This is a genomic window from Flavobacterium sp. HTF, assembly GCF_003105115.1.
Classification (GTDB): domain Bacteria; phylum Bacteroidota; class Bacteroidia; order Flavobacteriales; family Flavobacteriaceae; genus Flavobacterium.
In genome coordinates this window covers 1-18,921 of record NZ_QETH01000083.1, presented here as the reverse complement: position 1 = coordinate 18,921, position 18,921 = coordinate 1, and the positions used below count along the sequence as shown (strand labels likewise).

The window sequence follows — 18,921 nt, the reverse complement described above, 5'->3', positions numbered from 1 at the left end:
TTAAATAAATCGACGAAAAGAATCTTTTGCCAGTTGAATTACATAATATTCAAAAAAGGCTTCATTGGAGTTTTTAAATTTTTTCAACAATCCTAAAATTAAATTCCTGTTAAAATTTTGTTTAAATGTTAACGGAATTAAAAAAAGGGTACTGATTAGATTTTCTTTTGTAAATTAGAACTTCGATAAAATAGAACCATTTTTATGATGGTTCTAAATCCTTCTACTTATGAAAAATTTAATTTTAATACGACATGCCAAATCAAGCTGGGAAGCACCTTTAAAAGATTTTGACAGACCTTTAATGAAAAGAGGAATCTTAGATGCCCATCAGGTATCGGCAAAAATTTCAAAATATCTTCCTAAAACATATATTATCTGGAGCAGTACAGCTGCGCGTGCTTCAGAGACAGCTCTTATTTTTGCTCAAAATATATCTTATCCTATAGAAAGTATTGTTTACAGAGATGATCTTTATACTTTTGATGACAGACATCTCGAAAAAGTTATCAAATCATGTGATAATAGTTTCGAAAGCGTTATTCTTTTCGGACATAACGAGGCTATTACAAATTTTGTTAATAAATTTGGAGATGTTTTTATCGAAAATGTCCCCACTTCAGGATTTGTATCCCTTAAATTTGATGCAGAAAGCTGGGATAATATCAGTAAAGGCAAAACCCAAAAAACAATTTTCCCCAAAGACCTAAAATAAATAAAGTGTACGAGCAGAAATATATCGATAGAGAAAAAAGTTGGTTAGCGTTTAATGCAAGAGTACTTCAGGAAGCTGGAGACAATACAGTACCACTTTTAGACAGATTGCGATTTGTTGGAATTTTTTCCAATAATTTAGATGAATTTTTTAGAGTTCGCTATGCCGCAATCCGGAGATTGAGTCTTTCTGGAATTTCGGGAGAAAAATATTTAGGAGGAGTTTCTGCACATCAGTTAATCAAGGATATAACTGAAATCGTTATTCAGCAGCAATCAGAGAGTTTACGTATTTTAGGAAATATAGAAACAGAATTAGAAGCAGAAAATATCTTCATTATAAACGAAGATCAGATTACCCCAAAACAGGAATGTTTCTTAAAGGACTTTTTTACACAAAAACTGAGTCCGGAATTAGTCACAATCATTTTAAATGATCTGGCTGTTTTTCCTATTCTAAAAGATACTTTAGGCTATTTGGCAGTTCGTTTGGAACTGGCAAATGAAGAAGTTCGTTATGCCTTAATTGAAATTCCGAAAAATATAAACAGATTTGTTGTTCTTCCTTCTGAGGATGAAAAACAATATGTGATTTTAATTGACGATGTTATTCGCTTTAAGCTAAAAAACATCTTTAATATATTTGATTATAAAAGTGTTTCGGCACACATGATCAAAATTACAAGAGATGCACAGTTAGATATTGATAGTGATTTGAGTAAAAGTATGCTCGAAAAAATTGCTACATCTGTAAAAGACCGCCGAATCGGAGAACCTGTTCGTTTTATTTACGACAGCCAGATTGAAGAGGATACACTTCGTTTCTTTTTGGATAAAATGAAAATTGTAGCAACGGATAGTATTATTCCGGGAGGAAGATATCATAACCGTCGTGATTATATGGGTTTTCCAAATCTGGGACGTTATGATTTGCTGTATAAACCAAATGAGCCGCTGCCTGTTCCGGGTTTAAGCCTGGACGGAAGTATTCTGGAAAAAATCAGTAAAAAAGATTATTTGGTTCATGCTCCTTATCAGTCTTTTTCCTATTTGACTAAATTTTTGCGTGAAGCAGCCCTTGATCCAAAAGTGACCAGTATCAAGATTACCCTGTATCGTTTAGCCAAAAATTCGCAGGTGATCAGCTCATTGATAAACGCTGCAAAAAATGGTAAAAAAGTAGTAGTTCAAATCGAACTTCAGGCACGTTTTGATGAAGCTTCAAATATTTCGTATGCAGAACAAATGCAGACAGAAGGAATAGAGCTTATTTTTGGAATAAAAGGACTTAAAGTACACAGTAAAATATGTGTAATAGAAAGATTTGAAGAAGGTAAAAACCGTCGTTACGGATTTATTTCTACAGGGAATTTTAATGAATCAACGGCCAAAATCTATACTGATGTCACGCTTTTAACCTGTCATCAGGGAATCTTAAAAGACACATCGAAAATATTTGAGTTTTTTGATATCAATTACAGAGTTCACCGATACAAACATTTAATTGTATCTCCGCATTATACAAGAACCAAATTTATAAAACTGATAGACCGTGAAATTCTTCATGCATTAGCAGGCAGAAAAACCCACATAAAACTAAAAATGAATAGTTTGTCTGATTTTAAAATGATCGATAAACTATATGAGGCAAGTAATGCCGGAGTAAAAATCCAGCTTCAGGTAAGAGGTATTTGCTCTTTGATTCCGGGAATTCCGGGAATGAGCGAAAACATTGAAGCGATCAGTATTGTAGATAATTATCTGGAACATACAAGAGTTTATATTTTTGGAAATGCAGGTTTAACCGAAGTTTATATTTCATCTGCCGACTTTATGACCAGAAACCTGGACGGAAGGGTGGAGGTAACCTGTCCAATTTATGATCTTGAAATTAAAAAAGAACTAATAGATAATTTCAACATAGCCTGGAAAGGAAACGTAAAAGTAAGATATCATTCTTATAAATTAGATAATAAATATAAGCCTAAAAATCATCATGCCCCATTTAGAGCTCAATTTGAAACCTATAAATATTATCAGAACAAAGTAGCACTACTGGATGAGATTCCTCAAAAAGTAAATTAATAACAAAAAACACTTTCAAATCATAGAGGGTATGATTAATATAAAAAAATATGCAGCAATAGATATCGGTTCAAATGCCATGAGGCTGCTGATATCGAATGTTGTAGAACAAGATGGTAAAGAACCACAGTTCAATAAAAGCTCCCTTGTTCGTGTGCCAATACGTTTAGGGCAGGATGCCTTTACAGTTGGAGAAATTTCAGAAGAAAATATAGATCGAATGGTCGATGCCATGAAAGCATTCAACCTTTTGATGAAAGTTCATAAAGTAGAACGCTACATGGCGTTTGCAACTTCTGCGATGCGTGAAGCTTATAATGCTAAAGAAGTAGTGGCTCTGATCAGGAAAAAAGCAGATATTAAAATCGAAATTATTGATGGTAAAAAAGAAGCCGCCATAATTGCTTCTACCGATTTACATCATTTATTAAAAACAGACGAAACCTATCTTTTTGTTGATGTTGGAGGCGGAAGTACGGAGTTTACTTTGTTTTCTGATGGCAAAATGGTCAATTCCAGATCATTCAAAGCAGGAACTGTTCGTTTGCTAAACAATATGGTTCACGATGTAGTTTGGGATGAAATCGAAAAATGGATTAAAACGAATACAGCAGATTACGATGAAGTGACGCTGATTGGTTCCGGAGGAAACATCAATAAATTGTTTAAAATGTCCGGAAAACAACAGGAAAAACCACTTTCGTATATTTATATTAATTCACAATATGCCTTTCTGAACTCGTTAACTTACGAACAGAGAATTGCAGAATTAGGTCTGAATTCTGACCGTGCCGACGTAATTATCCACGCAACCAGAATTTACCTGAATGCGATGAAATGGAGTGGGGCACGCCAGATTTATGTTCCGAAAATCGGACTTTCTGACGGAATCGTAAAAGCAATGTATTACGGTAAAATTTAAATATTTATGCCACGAATTTCGCTAATCTGCACAATTTTTTTTATTCATAAAAAAGCTAATTCGTAAAATTCGTGGCAAACTTTATAACATACAATAAATGAACAAAACCAGACTTGAAGCCTTCAGTGATGGGGTATTGGCAATCATTATAACCATCATGATTTTAGAAATAAAAGTGCCTCACGGAGTTGAGTTTGCTGATTTAAAACCACTTATTCCTAAGTTTTTAAGTTATGTTCTAAGTTTCGTTTATGTTGGGATTTACTGGAATAATCACCATTATTTACTTCACGGATTATCAAAAGTAAACGGAAAAATACTGTGGAGCAACCTGCATTTATTATTCTGGCTATCTCTGATTCCTGTATCCACAGGCTGGATGGGAGAACATAATTTTGCAAAAACGCCACTTGCCTTTTACGGAATTATTTTATTCGGATGTGCTTTAGCCTATATAATTCTTCAAAAAATAGTTTTGGATATAGAAGGGAAAGATTCACTTTTGGCAAAAGTTCTGGGTAAGGATTTAAAAGGAAAAATTTCAGTAGTACTAAATATTATCGGGATTGTTTCTGCCTATTTCAACCAATGGATATCCGGTTCCTGTTATGTTATTGTAGCCCTGATTTGGCTTGTTCCAGATAAAAGAATTGAAAGAATTTTTTCTTAAAGATTAATTTATTTTTAAAATGAAGTCTGTATTTCAATCAATGCAACTTATACCTGATGCTGAACTAGATCTGCTGGATGATTTAATTACGACACGCAAACTCAAAAAAGGTGAGCTTTTATTGAAAGAGAATCAGGTATGTAACGAAATTGTTTTTATCAAAAAAGGGATTTTGAGATCGTATTTCTTCAATCATCAGGCAAATGAAATCACCAATTGTTTTGCTTTCGAAAATGAATTTATGGCTTCGCTTTCCAGTTTTATTACTCAGGAGGCAGCCGAAGAAAATATTCAGGCTTTGGTAGAAACAGAGTTAGAGGTTATAAATCGTGAAAGCCTTGAGAAACTTTATAAATTGGGCTCTTACTGGCAGGAAATTGGACGAAAACTGACTGAATTGGAATATATTATACTTCAAAAAAGAATGATTTCTTTTCAGAAACTTTCAGGGACACAACGATACGAAGAACTGTATAAAAATCATCAAAACTACCTGCAATTGATTCCGCTTCAGTATCTGGCTTCTTATTTAGGAATTACACCAAGACATTTGAGCAGAATCCGAAAAGCAATTTTATAAGACATTTGTCCGGTAAGAATCTTTATCTGAATAGTATTTTTGTAAAAAAGTAATACATGAAAAAAATACTAATTATTAACGGGCATCCAAATGCTGAAAGCTTTAATTTTGGTTTGGCAGAATCATATTATAAAGGTGCGATAGCTTCCGGAACTCAGGTAGAGACTATTACAATTGCGGAATTAAAATTCAATCCAAATCTACAGTTTGGATATCAGAAACGTACGGAATTAGAACCTGATTTGCTTGAATCATGGGAGAAAATTAAAAGAGCAGATCATCTTGTCTGGGTTCATCCTGTCTGGTGGGGCGGTTTGCCTGCAATCACCAAGGGTTTTATAGACCGGTTGTTTTTACCGGGAATGACGTTTCAATACCGCGAAAATTCAGTTTGGTGGGATAAATTGTTAAAAGGAAAAACAGCCCATATTATTACCACTTTAGATCAGCCGGGCTGGTATTACAGATTGTTTTTTGGGAGACCAAGTGTCAATCAGCTTAAAAAATCAACTTTGGAATTCTGTGGGGTAAAACCTGTAAAAGTCACTTATATCGGAATTATAAAAACAGCAGATACTATTCAGAGAGAAAAATGGCTGGAGAAAATGTATAAATTCGGACTTCACAATAAATAAAAGCAGTGGTCAGGAACCTGATGAAATTGCTACTAAATTTTATTCAGAAAGAATATTAAGCATTCAGATCTAATCCAAATGTTGAACGCAAAAGTTCAATGTTTGGATTTATTTCTAACAGACGGTTGTATCTGTCCTGGTCATTAAAACTGCGTTTGGTTTCAATAGTTTCATTTACAATTACTTCAATCGTAATATCATGGTTGTGCAGATGGCCTTTTAAATGACCTAAAAGCCCGTTTAGCTGGCTTTCAAAATCTAGTTTGGAACCTTCATTGGGTAATTCTAAAGTAATTCTTGTTCCATCCAGTTTTGGGTCATTAATCAATAATAACGATTCCATAATTTTGAAACCTTTTTCACCTAAACGTTGTGCATATTTATTCCACTGCAGCAACATGTCAGTTTCGTTAAATTCTTCAGTAGGAAGAGTTGTAGAAGGTTTTACATACGATTTACTGCTTGCTTCCAGTTCTTTTTTCTTGCGAATACTCGATAATGAAAAAGCAGATACTTTTGGTTCATTACTAACTATATTCACAACAGGATTTGGAGATTGCGGAATATTTTGAGTAGCTGTTTCTGTTTTAGGCTCAGTATCAGCTGCTTTATTGTTTACAACAACCGCTTCTGTATTTGAAGTTTGTGTTGTATTGTTTGGAACTTCAGGCTTTGTATTTATAATTTCAACAATAGAATAACTGCCGTTTTTAAAATAAACGGGAGGAATTATGAATTGCTCAACTTTTTTTTTTCTCCATCAAAGTTGATAGAGGCCAATTGCATTAAACATAATTCGACCAAAAGACGCTGATTCTGGCTCAATTTATATTTTAAATCACAATCGTTTGCAATATCAATTCCCTTTAGTAAAAAGTCCTGAGAACATTTTTGAGATTGTACGCCATACATTTGCTGCGCTTGTTCACCCACTTCAAGTAAGGTAATTGTGGCCGGAGTTTTGCTTACCAGTAAATCCCTGAAATGCGAAGCCAGACCGGCAATAAAATGATGCCCGTCGAATCCTTTTGAAAGGATATCGTTGTATGCCAGTAAAAGTTCCGGAATCTGATTTTCTAAAAGTAAATCGGTAACCGAAATATAAGTTTCGTAATCTAGAACGTTTAGGTTTTCTGTTACCGCCTGACGGGTCAGGTTGGTTCCGCAAAAAGAAACTACACGGTCAAAAATAGACAAAGCATCACGCATTGCACCGTCTGCTTTTTGGGCAATAATGTGCAAAGCATCATCTTCAAAACTGATTCCCTGATTTGCTGCAACTTCTGCTAAATGTTCTTTGGCATCTTTTACTGTAATTCTTTTGAAATCAAATATCTGACAACGTGATAAAATCGTTGGAATAATTTTATGTTTCTCTGTAGTTGCTAAGATAAAAATAGCATGTTTTGGCGGTTCTTCTAATGTTTTCAGAAAAGCATTAAAAGCAGCCGAAGACAACATATGAACCTCGTCAATAATATAAACTTTGTATTGTCCGGTTTGAGGCGGAATTCTAACCTGATCGATCAGGCTTCGGATATCATCAACTGAGTTGTTTGAAGCAGCATCCAATTCAAAAACATTGAAGGCAAAATCTTCATTAGGATCATCATATCCGGGCTGATTTATTTTTCGTGCCAGAATACGCGCGCAGGTTGTTTTTCCAACCCCACGAGGTCCTGTAAATAATAAAGCCGAAGCAAGATGATTGCTTTCTATGGCATTTAACAAAGTGTTGGTAATGGCTTTTTGCCCCACAACATCTTTAAATGTCTGCGGACGGTATTTACGGGCCGATACTACAAATTGTTCCATATTCTTTTTTATTCGATAGCAAATATAGAGTATAATTTAATGATTTAAAAATTTAAAAATTGAAAGATTTTAATCGTTTTGACGATTACGGTTTTTATCATTTGTGAGTAAGTGATTTAGATAAAATGTAGTTTTTGATTTCAATTTTTGCGTTTATTTTTTGTAATGAAAAAAGGATTAATTTTAGCATCAAAATACATTTTTAAAATAACTTATAAATGAAAAAGATAATTCTGATTTTGATGATTTTACTTTTGCAAAATACTAATTGTTTGTCTCAACAAACAATAGAAGTTGAAAAAAAACTGGAAGAATCTCAAAGGAGAATTTATCCATAAAAGTGAGATTGTTTTAAAATTCAAGAGTATACTCGATACATCAAAAAAAAGTGATGAATCAGATCTGAATAAAACGGAATTATATGCTAAAGAACTTATACGTGAGTGTGAAAATAAAAAAATCAATAAAGAATCAATTAATAATGTTAAACTAAAAAATGACTCTTTAAATATATATTTAGTGAGGATATTGGTGAATTTAGAATCTGACATGAGACTAAAAAGCAGCGAAGAGATACTTGATGAGCTAACATTGAGTGAACAAGATATTTTTACAAAAATATCGGATTATAATTTAATTTGTCAAAATTCAAATAATCAGGAATTACTATTTCCTATAAAGAATATAGATTAGTTAATATCATTTGGTAGAAATATAGAAGACCGAACTTTGATAAACACGAATTATTCTCCTAATTAATTACAATAAAAATATAATGAACGAAGCCTTTATAACATTTCAAAAATTTAATGATCAGTACAGTGCCAAACAATTCGGCAAATTGCTTTCAGAACAAAATGTAAAATACGTATTAGAAGATAATTCACTGAGTTTCGATCCAACTTTTGCAAATAACAATTTTGGAACAGAATATTGTATTAAAATCAAAAATGAAGATTTCGAAAAAGTCAACGCAATATTAGAATCAAAATCAGAAATAGAAATAAACGAAATTGATAAAGATTACTATTTGTTAAGTTTCTCCGATGAAGAATTAATAGATGTGGTTTCAAAAAGTGATGAATGGAATAAATTTGACGTTTCACTGGCTAAGAAATTACTCAAAGAAAGAGGCCTGGAGATAACACCTTTAAAAATTGAAGAAATTAAAAAACAAAGAATTGCAGAATTGGCCAAACCCGAAAAGAGTCAGAAAGGATATATAATACTGGGGTATATCACAGCTTTATGTGGCGGATTACTGGGTATTTTTGTCGGTTGGCATTTGATGACATATAAAAAGACTCTTCCTGACGGAAACAGAGTTTATGTCTATTCTGAAAATGACAGAAAACAGGGAAACAGAATTTTGACTTTGGGATTGGTATTTTTTATTTTTTGGTTTACAGTTAAAATCCTTTATAGTATTTGAAATTTGATATTATGGATAGTAAATTAAAAATAGCCGAATTCACAGAAAGCGACAGAGATTCGTTGCGGAAACTATTTCTGAAAGTTCGCCAGAGCACTTTTGTCTGGAAGGATCAGTCCACTTTTGATTTATTGGATTTTGATGCGCAGACACGTGATGAATATATCGTAACGGCTTTTTATGAGGAAAAAATAGTTGGATTTATTTCTATCTGGCTGCCGGATAATTTTGTACACCATTTATTTATTGACGATGAATTTCAAAAACTGGGAATAGGAAAAGCACTTTTGAAAACGGCAATCGATAAAACAGGTTTTCCGATAAAGCTAAAATGCCTCGAAAAAAATACAAAGGCAATAGCATTTTACAAAAAGACAGGATTTGCCGAAAAAGGAGTGGGCGGAATTGGAGATGGTTCTTTTATTTCGTTTGAACTGAATCAGGAAATTCAATAGAAAAATGAAAATAGCAACGTGGAATTGTAATATGGCTTTCAGAAAAAAAGCCGAATTTATTTTGGTTCACCGACCGGATATTTTAATAATTCCCGAATGCGAAAATATTGATAAACTAAAATTTCCCGAAAATGTTCCGATACCAACTGATATGCTTTGGTATGGTACAAATCAGCATAAAGGATTGGGTGTTTTTTCGTATAGTGATTACCGATTTGAGCTTATGGATTGCCATAATCCTGATTTCAAAAATGTATTGCCAATTTCCGTTTCCAAAGGAAAAACAGATTTTATATTATTCGCCATTTGGGCAAACAATCCGCAGGATAAAGACGGACAATACGTTACACAGGTCTGGAAAGCGGTTAATTATTATGAAAACCTGCTTTCTGAAAATAATTGCATCCTAATTGGAGATTTCAACAGCAACACTATCTGGGACCGGCCCAGAAGAGAAGGAAATCATTCTGCTGTGGTCACTAAATTGGCAGAGAAAAACATATTTAGCACTTACCATGAATTCTTTAATCAGGAACAGGGAAAGGAAATGCATCCTACATTGTTTTTGTACCGCCATGAAAATAAACCGTATCATCTCGATTATTGTTTCGCTTCAAATAATTTTATGAATGTTTTAGAAAGCGTTGAAGTCGGAACTTATAATGACTGGAAAATGCATAGCGATCATAAACCCCTGATCGTTACTTTTGGAATATAACACTGATTTATTTTACTGGAAAAGATATAAAATCTGTAAGAGCATCCTGTAAGATTTTAGGCTTTAATTCATTTAATTTTAGATGTTTAAATTTTAAAAAATATCATTATGAAAATGAAGTCGATTTTATTGGGAATGTGTTTAGCATTTTCTTTAGTGGCCTGTGGTCCTAAAGATGAAGAAATTCAAAGAGACATAACTGAAAAATTAAGAGATCAGCCAGGAGTGCATGTTGATGTACAGGATGGAGTTGCGACCATTTCGGGAATTTGCAAAGATGATGCTTTCAAACAAAATATAGAAAATACGGTAAAAGGCATTAAGGGTGTAAAATCTGTAGTGAACAACTGCGATATTCCGGCTCCGGATGCAGAACCTGCAGCGGCGGCAGTAATCATCAATTCAGACAGTACTTTGGATAAATCGGTAAGTGATGTAGTAAAAGATTATGATGGAGTCAGCGCAACAGTTGTAGGTGGTGTGGTAACGCTTTCGGGAGAAATCAAAAGGAATGAATTACAGCCTTTAATACAAAGCCTGCAGGAACTGAAGCCCAAAAAAGTAGAAAACAAATTAACTATTAAATAAGGCGTTATGAGTTTACAGGATAAATACAGAGAAGTAACCAATCTGGCCGATCAATTAGGAATAATTAATTTGCAGGTCAGGGAACAGGATAATGTACTTTATATTGATGGTACGGCAAATTCTGCTGCAGACAAAGACAAACTTTGGGATGCTTACAACAAAATCGATCCCGATTACAGATCGGCAGATGTGGTGATGAATATTGAGGTAACCGAAAAAGTTTCAAGAGAATATACGGTAGAAAACGGCGATTCGCTTTCTAAAATCGGAAAGGCATACGGCGTTTCCTGGCAGGATATCTACGAAGCCAATAAAGATATTATCAAAAATCCGGATCTCATTCAGGTGGGCTGGAAATTGAAAATACCAGCAGTATAATTTTTTACTGTTTTATAAAGTCCGTCTAAATGATGGACTTTTTCATGAAATTTTAAATATAAATAACGCCCACAATTTGTGTTATTTCGACGTAAGGAAAAATCACATTAGTTCATTCCTGATATATGAATTTCGAGTGTGATTTCTCCTTACCTCAAAATGGTAAATTTTATTAATTCCATTTCAATTGGAATTTGGAATTTCAAAATTTAGAATTTAAATCATTATCTTCCTTTTATGCTCAGATCGAGTAATATTTGCGAAGTCTCAGAATCTGAATCTGCAGAGAAACCTGCTACATAAACTCCTTTTTTACCTGAATTGGATTTAATTCCGTAAACAACTGCCTCATCGCCCGGATCCGATGCTCCTTCGTATCGATACACATGTACAATTTCAAATTTTTCGGGATTTTTTTTGATTGCGTCAAAGTTTAAATTAAAGTCGCATGTAAATCCTTTTTCATTCAATTGATCTAAAGCTTTTGAAACAGTTGCGTAGTGATACATTCTAGTCATGATAATTGAATTTTAAAATTATGGATTTTAAAGATAACCAATTTAAAATTAAAAAGTTGCGTATTCAGTCTGAAAATCTAAATTTTAAAATCTTTATTCTTCGGTTATAAAGTGGTACTTTTGCCGCGCAGACCGCCTTATCGTCGTTCCGATCCTGAAGCTTCAGGACGGGAGGGAGGAAAGTCCGGACACCAAAGAGAAGCATAGCGGGTAACACCCGTCGGTCTTAGCAATAAGGCAAGGACAAGTGCAACAGAAAGTATGTACAGGTAATGCTGTAGTGAAACCAGGTAAACTCTATGCGGTGAAATACCAAGTATATCAGCATTTAAGGGCTTCTCGTCCGTTGCTGAAGGGTAGGTAGCTTGAGTTCCGGAGTAATTCGGAATCTAGATAAATGATAAGGTATTGTTAGTAATAACAAGAACAGAATCCGGCTTACAGGTCTGCATTTTTTATATATTTGTGAAACTATCTAAAAACCTTTCATGAATATAGACAAACCCAATCTCCAAAATAAACCTCAAAAAAGTACTTTAAAAACCATTATAACGAATCTGACCTTTTGGGTTCTGATTGCCATTATTGCGGGAGTTTTACTCGGGCATTTTTCTCCTGAAAATGGTGTGAAAATGAAAATTGTAGGCGATACTTTTGTCGATATTATCAAACTTTTTATTGGCCCGATTATATTCCTGACCATTGTTTTAGGAATTTCCAGTATGGGAAATCTCAAAAAAGTAGGCAGAATCGGAATCAAGGCTTTAGGATATTTTGAAGTGGTTTCGACCATTGCACTCGCAATTGGTGTTACCGTTGCTTATGTTTTTAAACCCGGAAAGATTGATAAAACCGGGTTGGCTTTGCAGGATGCCAGCCAATATACAAGCGGTACGGCAGAACATTTTTCGTGGCTAAAATTCTTCCTTTCCAATTTTACGCTTCAGGTTTTACTGGCAGCAATTGTCTGCGGTATAGCACTGAATTTTTACCAAAAAAGAGAACAGACCATCCTGGTTTTAGAAAGAATATCAAAAGTAGTTTTTACAGGTTTGAAATACGTCATGTATCTCGCTCCTCTGGGTGCATTTGGAGGAATGGCGTATACAATCGGAAAGTTTGGTCTGCAGACTTTAATCCCGCTTGGAAAATTAATGCTGTCGGTGTATGTCACCATGTTTTTATTTGTTTTTCTGATCTTAGGAAGCATTCTGAAATATTATAAAATCAGTATTCTTTCTGTTCTGAAGTATATCAAAGAAGAACTTTTGCTGGTTTTAGGAACTTCATCTTCAGAAGCTGCCTTGCCAAGTATTATGGTAAAACTCGAAAGAATGGGCTGCAGTAAATCGGTAGTAGGATTGGTGATTCCGACAGGTTATTCTTTTAACCTCGACGGAACTTCGATTTATTTATCAATGTCAGTAATCTTTTTAGCGCAATTATATGATGTGCATTTAAGTTTTTTCGAAATTTTGAGTGTAATTGGTATCCTGATGATTACTTCAAAAGGCGCTGCGGGCGTAACCGGAAGTGGTTTTATAGTCCTCGCTTCTACACTAACGGCTCTTCACAAAATTCCGGTAGAAGGTTTGGCTTTTTTATTGGGAGTTGATAAATTTATGAGTGAAGCCAGAGCAATTACAAACTTAATTGGAAATACAGCGGCAACAATTGTCATCTCAAAAACCGAAAGAGATTTTACAGAACTGAATTTAGATCCTGTTTTACACGAATAATTTTTTTAGGTGCAAAGGTGCAAAGGAACAAAGGGACAGAGGTTTGAAAACACTGAATATAAAATCTTTACAACTTTGAATCTTTTGCTTAAAGTATCGAGGGAACAAAGGAACAGAGATTAAAAGACGCAAAATATAAAACCTTTGCACCTCTGTACCTTTGTTCCTTTGAACCTTAAAACCCTATGATTCGTCTTTAGTTGTACGAACTAAGCTTATTCCGGACATGAAGAATACGATTCCCAGTATTCCGTAAATAATCAACGATTTTATATCTCTGGTTTCACCGGATGTTCCGGCAAAAATGACTGCTGTGTATATAAGACCTACAATTCCGAGAATTGTAAGTAATCCACCAAATAATCTTTTAAGGTTCATGATTTATAGTTTTAATGTTTCTATCAAAGTTATAATAGTCACATTAACAATTTGTTATAAAATTGATTTGAAAACTTATATCATTTACATTAAAAAAAGTTTAAAATTTAGTTCGTCACAATTTTAAATTCAATTCCGATATTTCGCGTACTTTCAATACTTATTGTTGAGTCGTCTTTAAAGTATTTTCTAATTTTACTGAGATAAACATCCATACTTCTGCCGGAGAAAAAATCATCATTTCCCCAAACAGCCTTCAAAATCTGTTCTCTTTTAAGAAGCTGGTTTTTATGATTAAAAAAATACAGAATCAGGGACGCTTCTTTTTCGGTAAGCTGTTGCGTTTGATGGTTTATTTTTAAAGTAAGACGTTTGGTGTCAAAATGATATAAACCAATCTGAATCTCTTCTGATTCTTTTAAAAGATCTTTTTTCTGACTTCTTTTTAGTATGTTTTGCAAACGTAAAATCAGTTCTTCGGCTTCAAAAGGTTTTACAATGTAATCATCTGCTCCGAGTTTTAAACCTGTGATTTTGTCTTCTTTTAATTTTTTGGCAGTCAGGAAAATAAAAGGGATTTCAGGACTTATTTTAATGATTTTTTCTGCTAATGAAAAGCCGTCGAGTTTTGGCATCATTACATCAAAAACACAAATATCGAATGTTTCTTTTTTAAAAAGATCCAAAGCAATTTCGCCGTTTTCTGCCCAGGTTACGTCATATTTATAAAGTTCCAGATATTGTTTCAGGACATTGGCAAAATCAAAATCATCTTCGGCTAAAAGTATTTTTTTCAATGAAAAATAATTTAAACTTTAAACATAAAAGTAAACACAGCGCCCTTTCCCAAATCACTCATGACAGCAACAGAACCATGATGCGCTTTTACAATCTGATTGACATAATACAAGCCCAATCCGAGGCCTTTTGTATTGTGTAAATTACCTTGTTCAACACGATAAAACTTCTCAAAAAGCAAAGCCTGCTTGTTTTTCGAAATTCCAATACCGTTATCTTCAATACTAACCGAAAACTGATCGTGATGATTTTTAGTTTTTACAGAAATTTTGGTAGAGCCATATTTTACGGCATTTTCCAGCACATTCAAAATAGCTGTTGTCAGGTGAAACTTATCCAGGACCAAAACAGTTTTCTGAGTTTGAAAATCAGTTTCAATATCAATTTTCGGATACCCGATTTTAAAATCTTCAATAATAGAAAACAGGAATTCTTCCGTATTTATCTTTTCTTTTTGCAATTCTATTTCGTTTTCTGCCAGTGAATTGGCCAAAACCTGATCAATTAAACTCTGTAAACGATTATTTTGTCTGGAAATAGTATTTATAATAGCATTAAAATTCTCGTCGTTTTCACGAATGTCTTTTTGCTCCAGAATTTTTGTTGAAATCCCCAACGTAGCCAGTGGTGTTTTGAGTTCGTGTGTAATATTATTGATGAAATCAGTCTTGACATCACTGACTTTTTTTTGTTTAATTAAAGCTTTTATGGCAATGACAAATAATGTGATTAACGTTGCAATAGAAAACAATGACAAAATCAAAATTACCGCCATTCGCCTCATAATGATTAATTCCCAATCGACCACAGAAACATACATCGAATCTTCTGTCAATAATTTATAATCCTGATTATCAAAAGTTACGTTTGTCGTTCCGACATAGTTCCGAACCAGAAAGGAATGATTTAGCGAAGCCAGATTTCCATACAATTTATTTTGAATAAAAGGCTTTTCTGAAAAAATGGTATCTGCTTTCTGCGGGTTTTTATAGAGTATAAATTTGTTGAGAACAATGGCAAAATCAATTTTAAAATTAGGTAAATCCCTTTCAAATTTTCGTTTGATTCTTTGGGTCAGGATATCATTAAAATCATTTTCGATCATTTCTTTTTTGATCTCATTTTTTGACTTTTTCCCGTGAATATAGCTTTCACACAGTATCTTGTAAAGTGCTTCTTTTTTTGAAACCAAAGCCGAATCAATATCGCTGTAATTGTTTGTTACCCCGGCAATTTCATTTTTAATCTGCGTATGAAACTGTGCTACTTTATAATCATAAGCAGTTTTCACCAAATAACATTGTACAGTCGTCAGGACTATCAGTGCGACAACAGAAAACGCGATTAATAAATTGATTCTTTGTTTCATATACGAGCCAAAAATAAAGCTTTTATGATACAAAAAAGACATTAACGCCGCATTAACCTCCAATTAACTTTCGGAACTGGTTTTTCAAAGCATTTTTGCATCAGCTAAACCAAAAACTTATAAAATGATAAAGATAAAAAGTGCTGCTGGAATTTTTCTTGCTTTCTTTTTTTTAATCCATTGTAACGCGAACGAAATTAAAACTTCTGAAAAAAATTACGAATTACATGTAGCTTCAAAACAAAAGGCAGTCTTGATTTTATTTCCATGTTTTCCATGCAATGCCGAAAATACAAAAAGCGAAGCAAAATTTCTTAGAGATATAGAAAATGAAGGTGTTACAACATTGTTGTTAAATTATAATATGAAATTGTATCTGTCGGAATCAGAAAAGGAAGAATATTCTAAGGAACTGAACATGATTTTTGATCAAAATAAAATTGCAAAAGAAAACATATTCATGGGAGGCTTCTCCAGCGGAGGAAATCTGGCACTTTTATTATCGAATCATCTTATTAAAACTAAAAATTCATTGCAGCCCAAAGGTTTGTTTGTTATTGATTCGCCTTTAGATTTAGAAAGATTGTACTCTGAAGCGCTCGATGATATAGAAAAAAACATTAGCGAAGAAGCAGTCGAGGAAGGAAATTATCTGGTTCAGTTATTCAGTCATGAAATAGGAAATCCAAAAGAAAATATTGAAAGTTATAAAAAACTGTCTCCGTACCTGATTTCCTGCGATTCAAAAGTAAATATCGAATATCTGAAAAATGTAAAGATCCGATTTTATTGCGAGCCTGATTTAGAATGGTATCTGGCAAATAAAAACAGAACGTACGAAGAATTAAATGCGTTTCATTTAGAAAAAGCCTATAACTCATTATTAAAACTAGGAGCCGAAAAAGCGGAGTTTATAAAAACTTCAAACAGAGGAATTGATGCAAATGGAAATAAGAAACCACATTCTTGGAATCTGGCAGAAAGGGAAAATCTTTTGAAATGGATTCTAAATTAAAACCACAAAACTATTTAATTTTTAAACTTTTAATAATGAATGTTTATCTGCCTTTAAAACTTCTGGTTACATTGCTGCTGCTTTGTCTGTCTGCAATAGCAAACGCCCAAAATGAAATACCAAAAGATTCAATTTCCAGGGAATTGAATGAAGTTGTAATTACCCAAAAACAAAAGACCTTTACCAATTCAAACGGAAATATAAAAGTAGATGTTGCCAATTCAGTTTACAGTGCGATTCCAAATCCTGTTGATTTGCTTTCCAGGCTTCCTTTGGTTCAGGTGAGTTCAGATCGTGAGAGTATTTCGGTGGTTGGTAAAGGAAATCCGCTGATTTATATTGACAATCAAAAAGCAGGAATGAATGATCTGAATGCTTTGGCTGTTGCCGATATCAAAACGATCGAAATCATTCAGAATCCGTCTTCTAAATATGAAGCAGAAGGCCGGGCCGTGATTTTAATTACAAGAAAATTAAGCAAAAAAGACAGCTTTAAAACGGAGATTTCTGAAACAGCTTCTTTTAAAAAGCACTACAATAATTATTTGGGTTTTAATTCCAGTTTTAAAAAAGGTAAAATAGAATGGAAAGCCAATTTTAATTACAATCGCCGAAATCCCTGGGAAAACCATAGTATTGCGTATCAGATTCCGCAGGCCAATATTATTTCTAATTATGATGTTACGGCAAATTCGCATATAAAGCAATATGTTTTTGGCGGAGGTTTGTTTTATAAAATAAATGAGGACGATTATTTCTCGGTCAATGTAAACGGTAAAACGCACGATGATATTTTTGCTATCAATACTTTTACTTATAATAAAAATCAGGCGGAAGAAAACAATGTTTTTACTTTGAGTGATAATACAAGTTCAAAGAACTTTATTAATTCATTTGTAAACTATTCAAGAAAACTAAAAAGCATTGATACCAAATTGTTTATAGGTTTTCAGGGTTCTAATTATAATCAGCATTTGTGGAGTTTAGTCGAAAACAATTACAACGAAACAGGGTTGAAATTAGCACAAAACCGCGATCAGAAATTTAATGTTGATGTTTTTTCAGGAAGAATTGATTTGGAGAAAAAGTTTAAAAACGAACTGAATTGGGAATACGGCGGACTATATTCTGCCGCAAAATCAAAATCTGATTATGATGTTTTTGATTATGATAAAAACGAAAATACCTCTTTTGATTATCATTTTAAAGAATCAAATCTGGCAGCCTATTCGCAGCTTTCGGCAAAAATTAAAAAAGTCAGTTTTTCGGCCGGACTCAGGGTTGAAAATACGAAAGCCAGCGGAAAATACAGTACGGAAAGTGCCTCTTTGGTTGATAAAAACTATACCAATGTTTTTCCAAAAGCTCAGCTTTCATTTTCAATAGATAGTACAAAAAGCCTGAGTGTTGATTATTCCAAAAGTATTTCGAGGCCAAATTATTCTTCATTGAGTATGATCGGAACGTATATTAACCCTTATTTTATTTATGGCAGCAATATCAATTTGGGACCCACATTTATCGATGTAATTTCAACCGTTTTTCAGTATCATGACAAATCTCTAAAACTGACTTTATACCAAAATAAAGGATCTATTTACCAGGACTTCTCTTTTGATGATCAAAGTAATGTACTGACTTTTACGGAGAAAAATTTCCAAAAGGAATCAGGTTATAACATTGAGTTTACGCTGCCGTTTACCTATAAAATCTGGAGCAATACAAACTCCTTAATTTTTGCAAAAAACAAAATCCAAGACGATTCGGTATTGTTTACTTCATCAAAAACCTATTTATATTATTATTCAAACAATACATTTAAACTGCCAAAGGATTTTACGTTCGTTTTGTCTTTTTGGGGAGCAACAAAGCAAAAAGAAGGTGTTTTTGAACGAAACGCAAAGTTAATTTTTGATATGTCGCTGGCAAAATCGTTTGGCAAAAACTGGAACTGTACTTTGAATTATAATGATATTTTCAGAAATACGATTTATACAGAAAGATTTACCATCAATGATATAAAATCAAGAACAAGATATCTGGTAGATGCCAATGAAGTTTCCCTCACGCTGCGTTATTCTTTTGGAAAAATTAAGGATTCTGAATACAAGG

At 33.5% G+C, this 18,921-nt stretch carries 21 protein-coding genes and 1 other RNA gene; 16 read left to right on the top strand and 6 right to left on the bottom strand.

The features are described from left to right. Positions 1-229: 229 nt before the first annotated feature. The 6 genes from DCO46_RS18415 to DCO46_RS18390 all read left to right on the top strand — a co-directional run bounded on the left by DCO46_RS18415 (position 230) and on the right by DCO46_RS18390 (position 5,606). On the top strand, positions 230-715 hold the full coding sequence (locus DCO46_RS18415; protein WP_116753955.1) for a SixA phosphatase family protein: 486 nt from the start codon (positions 230-232) through the stop codon (positions 713-715). A gap of 5 nt (positions 716-720) precedes the next feature. Continuing rightward, positions 721-2,799, top strand: a complete 2,079-nt coding sequence (gene ppk1, locus DCO46_RS18410) for a polyphosphate kinase 1 (RefSeq protein WP_116753954.1) — start codon at positions 721-723, stop codon at positions 2,797-2,799. Between the two features lie 31 nt (positions 2,800-2,830). Continuing rightward, a complete protein-coding gene (locus DCO46_RS18405; protein ID WP_116753953.1) occupies positions 2,831-3,721 on the top strand; it encodes a Ppx/GppA phosphatase family protein in 891 nt (296 codons plus the stop codon). A gap of 97 nt (positions 3,722-3,818) precedes the next feature. After that, positions 3,819-4,391, top strand: a complete 573-nt coding sequence (locus DCO46_RS18400) for a TMEM175 family protein (RefSeq protein WP_116753952.1) — start codon at positions 3,819-3,821, stop codon at positions 4,389-4,391. Positions 4,392-4,431: 40 nt separating this feature from the next. After that, positions 4,432-4,971, top strand: coding sequence for a Crp/Fnr family transcriptional regulator (locus DCO46_RS18395; RefSeq protein WP_243416351.1), 540 nt, complete (start codon positions 4,432-4,434; stop codon positions 4,969-4,971). Positions 4,972-5,027: 56 nt separating this feature from the next. Next, a complete protein-coding gene (locus DCO46_RS18390) occupies positions 5,028-5,606 on the top strand; it encodes an NAD(P)H-dependent oxidoreductase (RefSeq protein WP_116753950.1) in 579 nt (192 codons plus the stop codon). A gap of 55 nt (positions 5,607-5,661) precedes the next feature. Here the strand turns inward: DCO46_RS18390 and DCO46_RS18385 are convergent, their stop codons facing one another. Together DCO46_RS18385 and dnaX are read right to left on the bottom strand one after the other, a co-directional pair. Next, positions 5,662-6,147, bottom strand: a complete 486-nt coding sequence (locus tag DCO46_RS18385) for a DNA polymerase III subunit gamma/tau (RefSeq protein ID WP_243416349.1) — start codon at positions 6,145-6,147, stop codon at positions 5,662-5,664. A 188-nt stretch (positions 6,148-6,335) separates the two neighbouring features. Then, positions 6,336-7,421, bottom strand: coding sequence for a DNA polymerase III subunit gamma/tau (dnaX, locus tag DCO46_RS18380; RefSeq protein ID WP_116753948.1), 1,086 nt, complete (start codon positions 7,419-7,421; stop codon positions 6,336-6,338). Positions 7,422-7,715: 294 nt separating this feature from the next. On the opposite strand from dnaX, the gene DCO46_RS18375 reads away from it, so the two are divergent. The 6 genes from DCO46_RS18375 to DCO46_RS18350 all read left to right on the top strand — a co-directional run bounded on the left by DCO46_RS18375 (position 7,716) and on the right by DCO46_RS18350 (position 10,992). Further along, complete coding sequence (locus DCO46_RS18375; RefSeq protein ID WP_116753947.1) at positions 7,716-8,114, top strand: hypothetical protein; 399 nt, start codon at positions 7,716-7,718, stop codon at positions 8,112-8,114. A gap of 82 nt (positions 8,115-8,196) precedes the next feature. Beyond that, entirely contained in the window at positions 8,197-8,853 is a 657-nt protein-coding gene (locus DCO46_RS18370; RefSeq protein WP_116753946.1) for a hypothetical protein, read from the top strand. Positions 8,854-8,864: 11 nt separating this feature from the next. After that, complete coding sequence (locus DCO46_RS18365; protein ID WP_116753957.1) at positions 8,865-9,308, top strand: GNAT family N-acetyltransferase; 444 nt, start codon at positions 8,865-8,867, stop codon at positions 9,306-9,308. A gap of 4 nt (positions 9,309-9,312) precedes the next feature. After that, positions 9,313-10,026 (top strand): endonuclease/exonuclease/phosphatase family protein, encoded by a 714-nt coding sequence (locus DCO46_RS18360; RefSeq protein ID WP_116753945.1) that lies wholly within the window; start codon positions 9,313-9,315, stop codon positions 10,024-10,026. Positions 10,027-10,134: 108 nt separating this feature from the next. Beyond that, positions 10,135-10,614 (top strand): BON domain-containing protein, encoded by a 480-nt coding sequence (locus tag DCO46_RS18355; protein ID WP_116753944.1) that lies wholly within the window; start codon positions 10,135-10,137, stop codon positions 10,612-10,614. 6 nt (positions 10,615-10,620) lie between these two features. Beyond that, complete coding sequence (locus DCO46_RS18350; protein WP_116753943.1) at positions 10,621-10,992, top strand: LysM peptidoglycan-binding domain-containing protein; 372 nt, start codon at positions 10,621-10,623, stop codon at positions 10,990-10,992. A 224-nt stretch (positions 10,993-11,216) separates the two neighbouring features. On the opposite strand, the gene DCO46_RS18345 is transcribed toward DCO46_RS18350, so the two are convergent. Further along, entirely contained in the window at positions 11,217-11,510 is a 294-nt protein-coding gene (locus tag DCO46_RS18345) for a hypothetical protein (RefSeq protein WP_116753942.1), read from the bottom strand. A gap of 124 nt (positions 11,511-11,634) precedes the next feature. Between DCO46_RS18345 and rnpB the strand changes: the two genes are divergently transcribed. Then, an RNA gene (rnpB, locus tag DCO46_RS18340) (RNase P RNA component class A) lies at positions 11,635-11,967 on the top strand. Between the two features lie 31 nt (positions 11,968-11,998). Continuing rightward, entirely contained in the window at positions 11,999-13,249 is a 1,251-nt protein-coding gene (locus DCO46_RS18335) for a cation:dicarboxylate symporter family transporter (RefSeq protein ID WP_116753941.1), read from the top strand. A gap of 183 nt (positions 13,250-13,432) precedes the next feature. Here DCO46_RS18335 and DCO46_RS18330 read toward each other — a convergent pair whose 3' ends face one another. From DCO46_RS18330 to DCO46_RS18320, 3 genes are all read right to left on the bottom strand, one after another. Next, positions 13,433-13,627 (bottom strand): hypothetical protein, encoded by a 195-nt coding sequence (locus DCO46_RS18330; protein ID WP_116753940.1) that lies wholly within the window; start codon positions 13,625-13,627, stop codon positions 13,433-13,435. Between the two features lie 107 nt (positions 13,628-13,734). After that, entirely contained in the window at positions 13,735-14,424 is a 690-nt protein-coding gene (locus tag DCO46_RS18325) for a response regulator transcription factor (protein WP_116753939.1), read from the bottom strand. Between the two features lie 11 nt (positions 14,425-14,435). Then, entirely contained in the window at positions 14,436-15,794 is a 1,359-nt protein-coding gene (locus DCO46_RS18320) for a sensor histidine kinase (RefSeq protein ID WP_116753938.1), read from the bottom strand. 124 nt (positions 15,795-15,918) lie between these two features. On the opposite strand from DCO46_RS18320, the gene DCO46_RS18315 reads away from it, so the two are divergent. Further along, the gene (locus DCO46_RS18315; protein WP_116753937.1) at positions 15,919-16,809 is read left to right on the top strand and encodes an alpha/beta hydrolase fold domain-containing protein; all 891 of its coding nucleotides are present in this window, start codon (positions 15,919-15,921) and stop codon (positions 16,807-16,809) included. Between the two features lie 35 nt (positions 16,810-16,844). After that, positions 16,845-18,921: outer membrane beta-barrel family protein (locus tag DCO46_RS18310; protein ID WP_116753956.1), on the top strand; the 2,077-nt coding region annotated here is incomplete at its 3' end.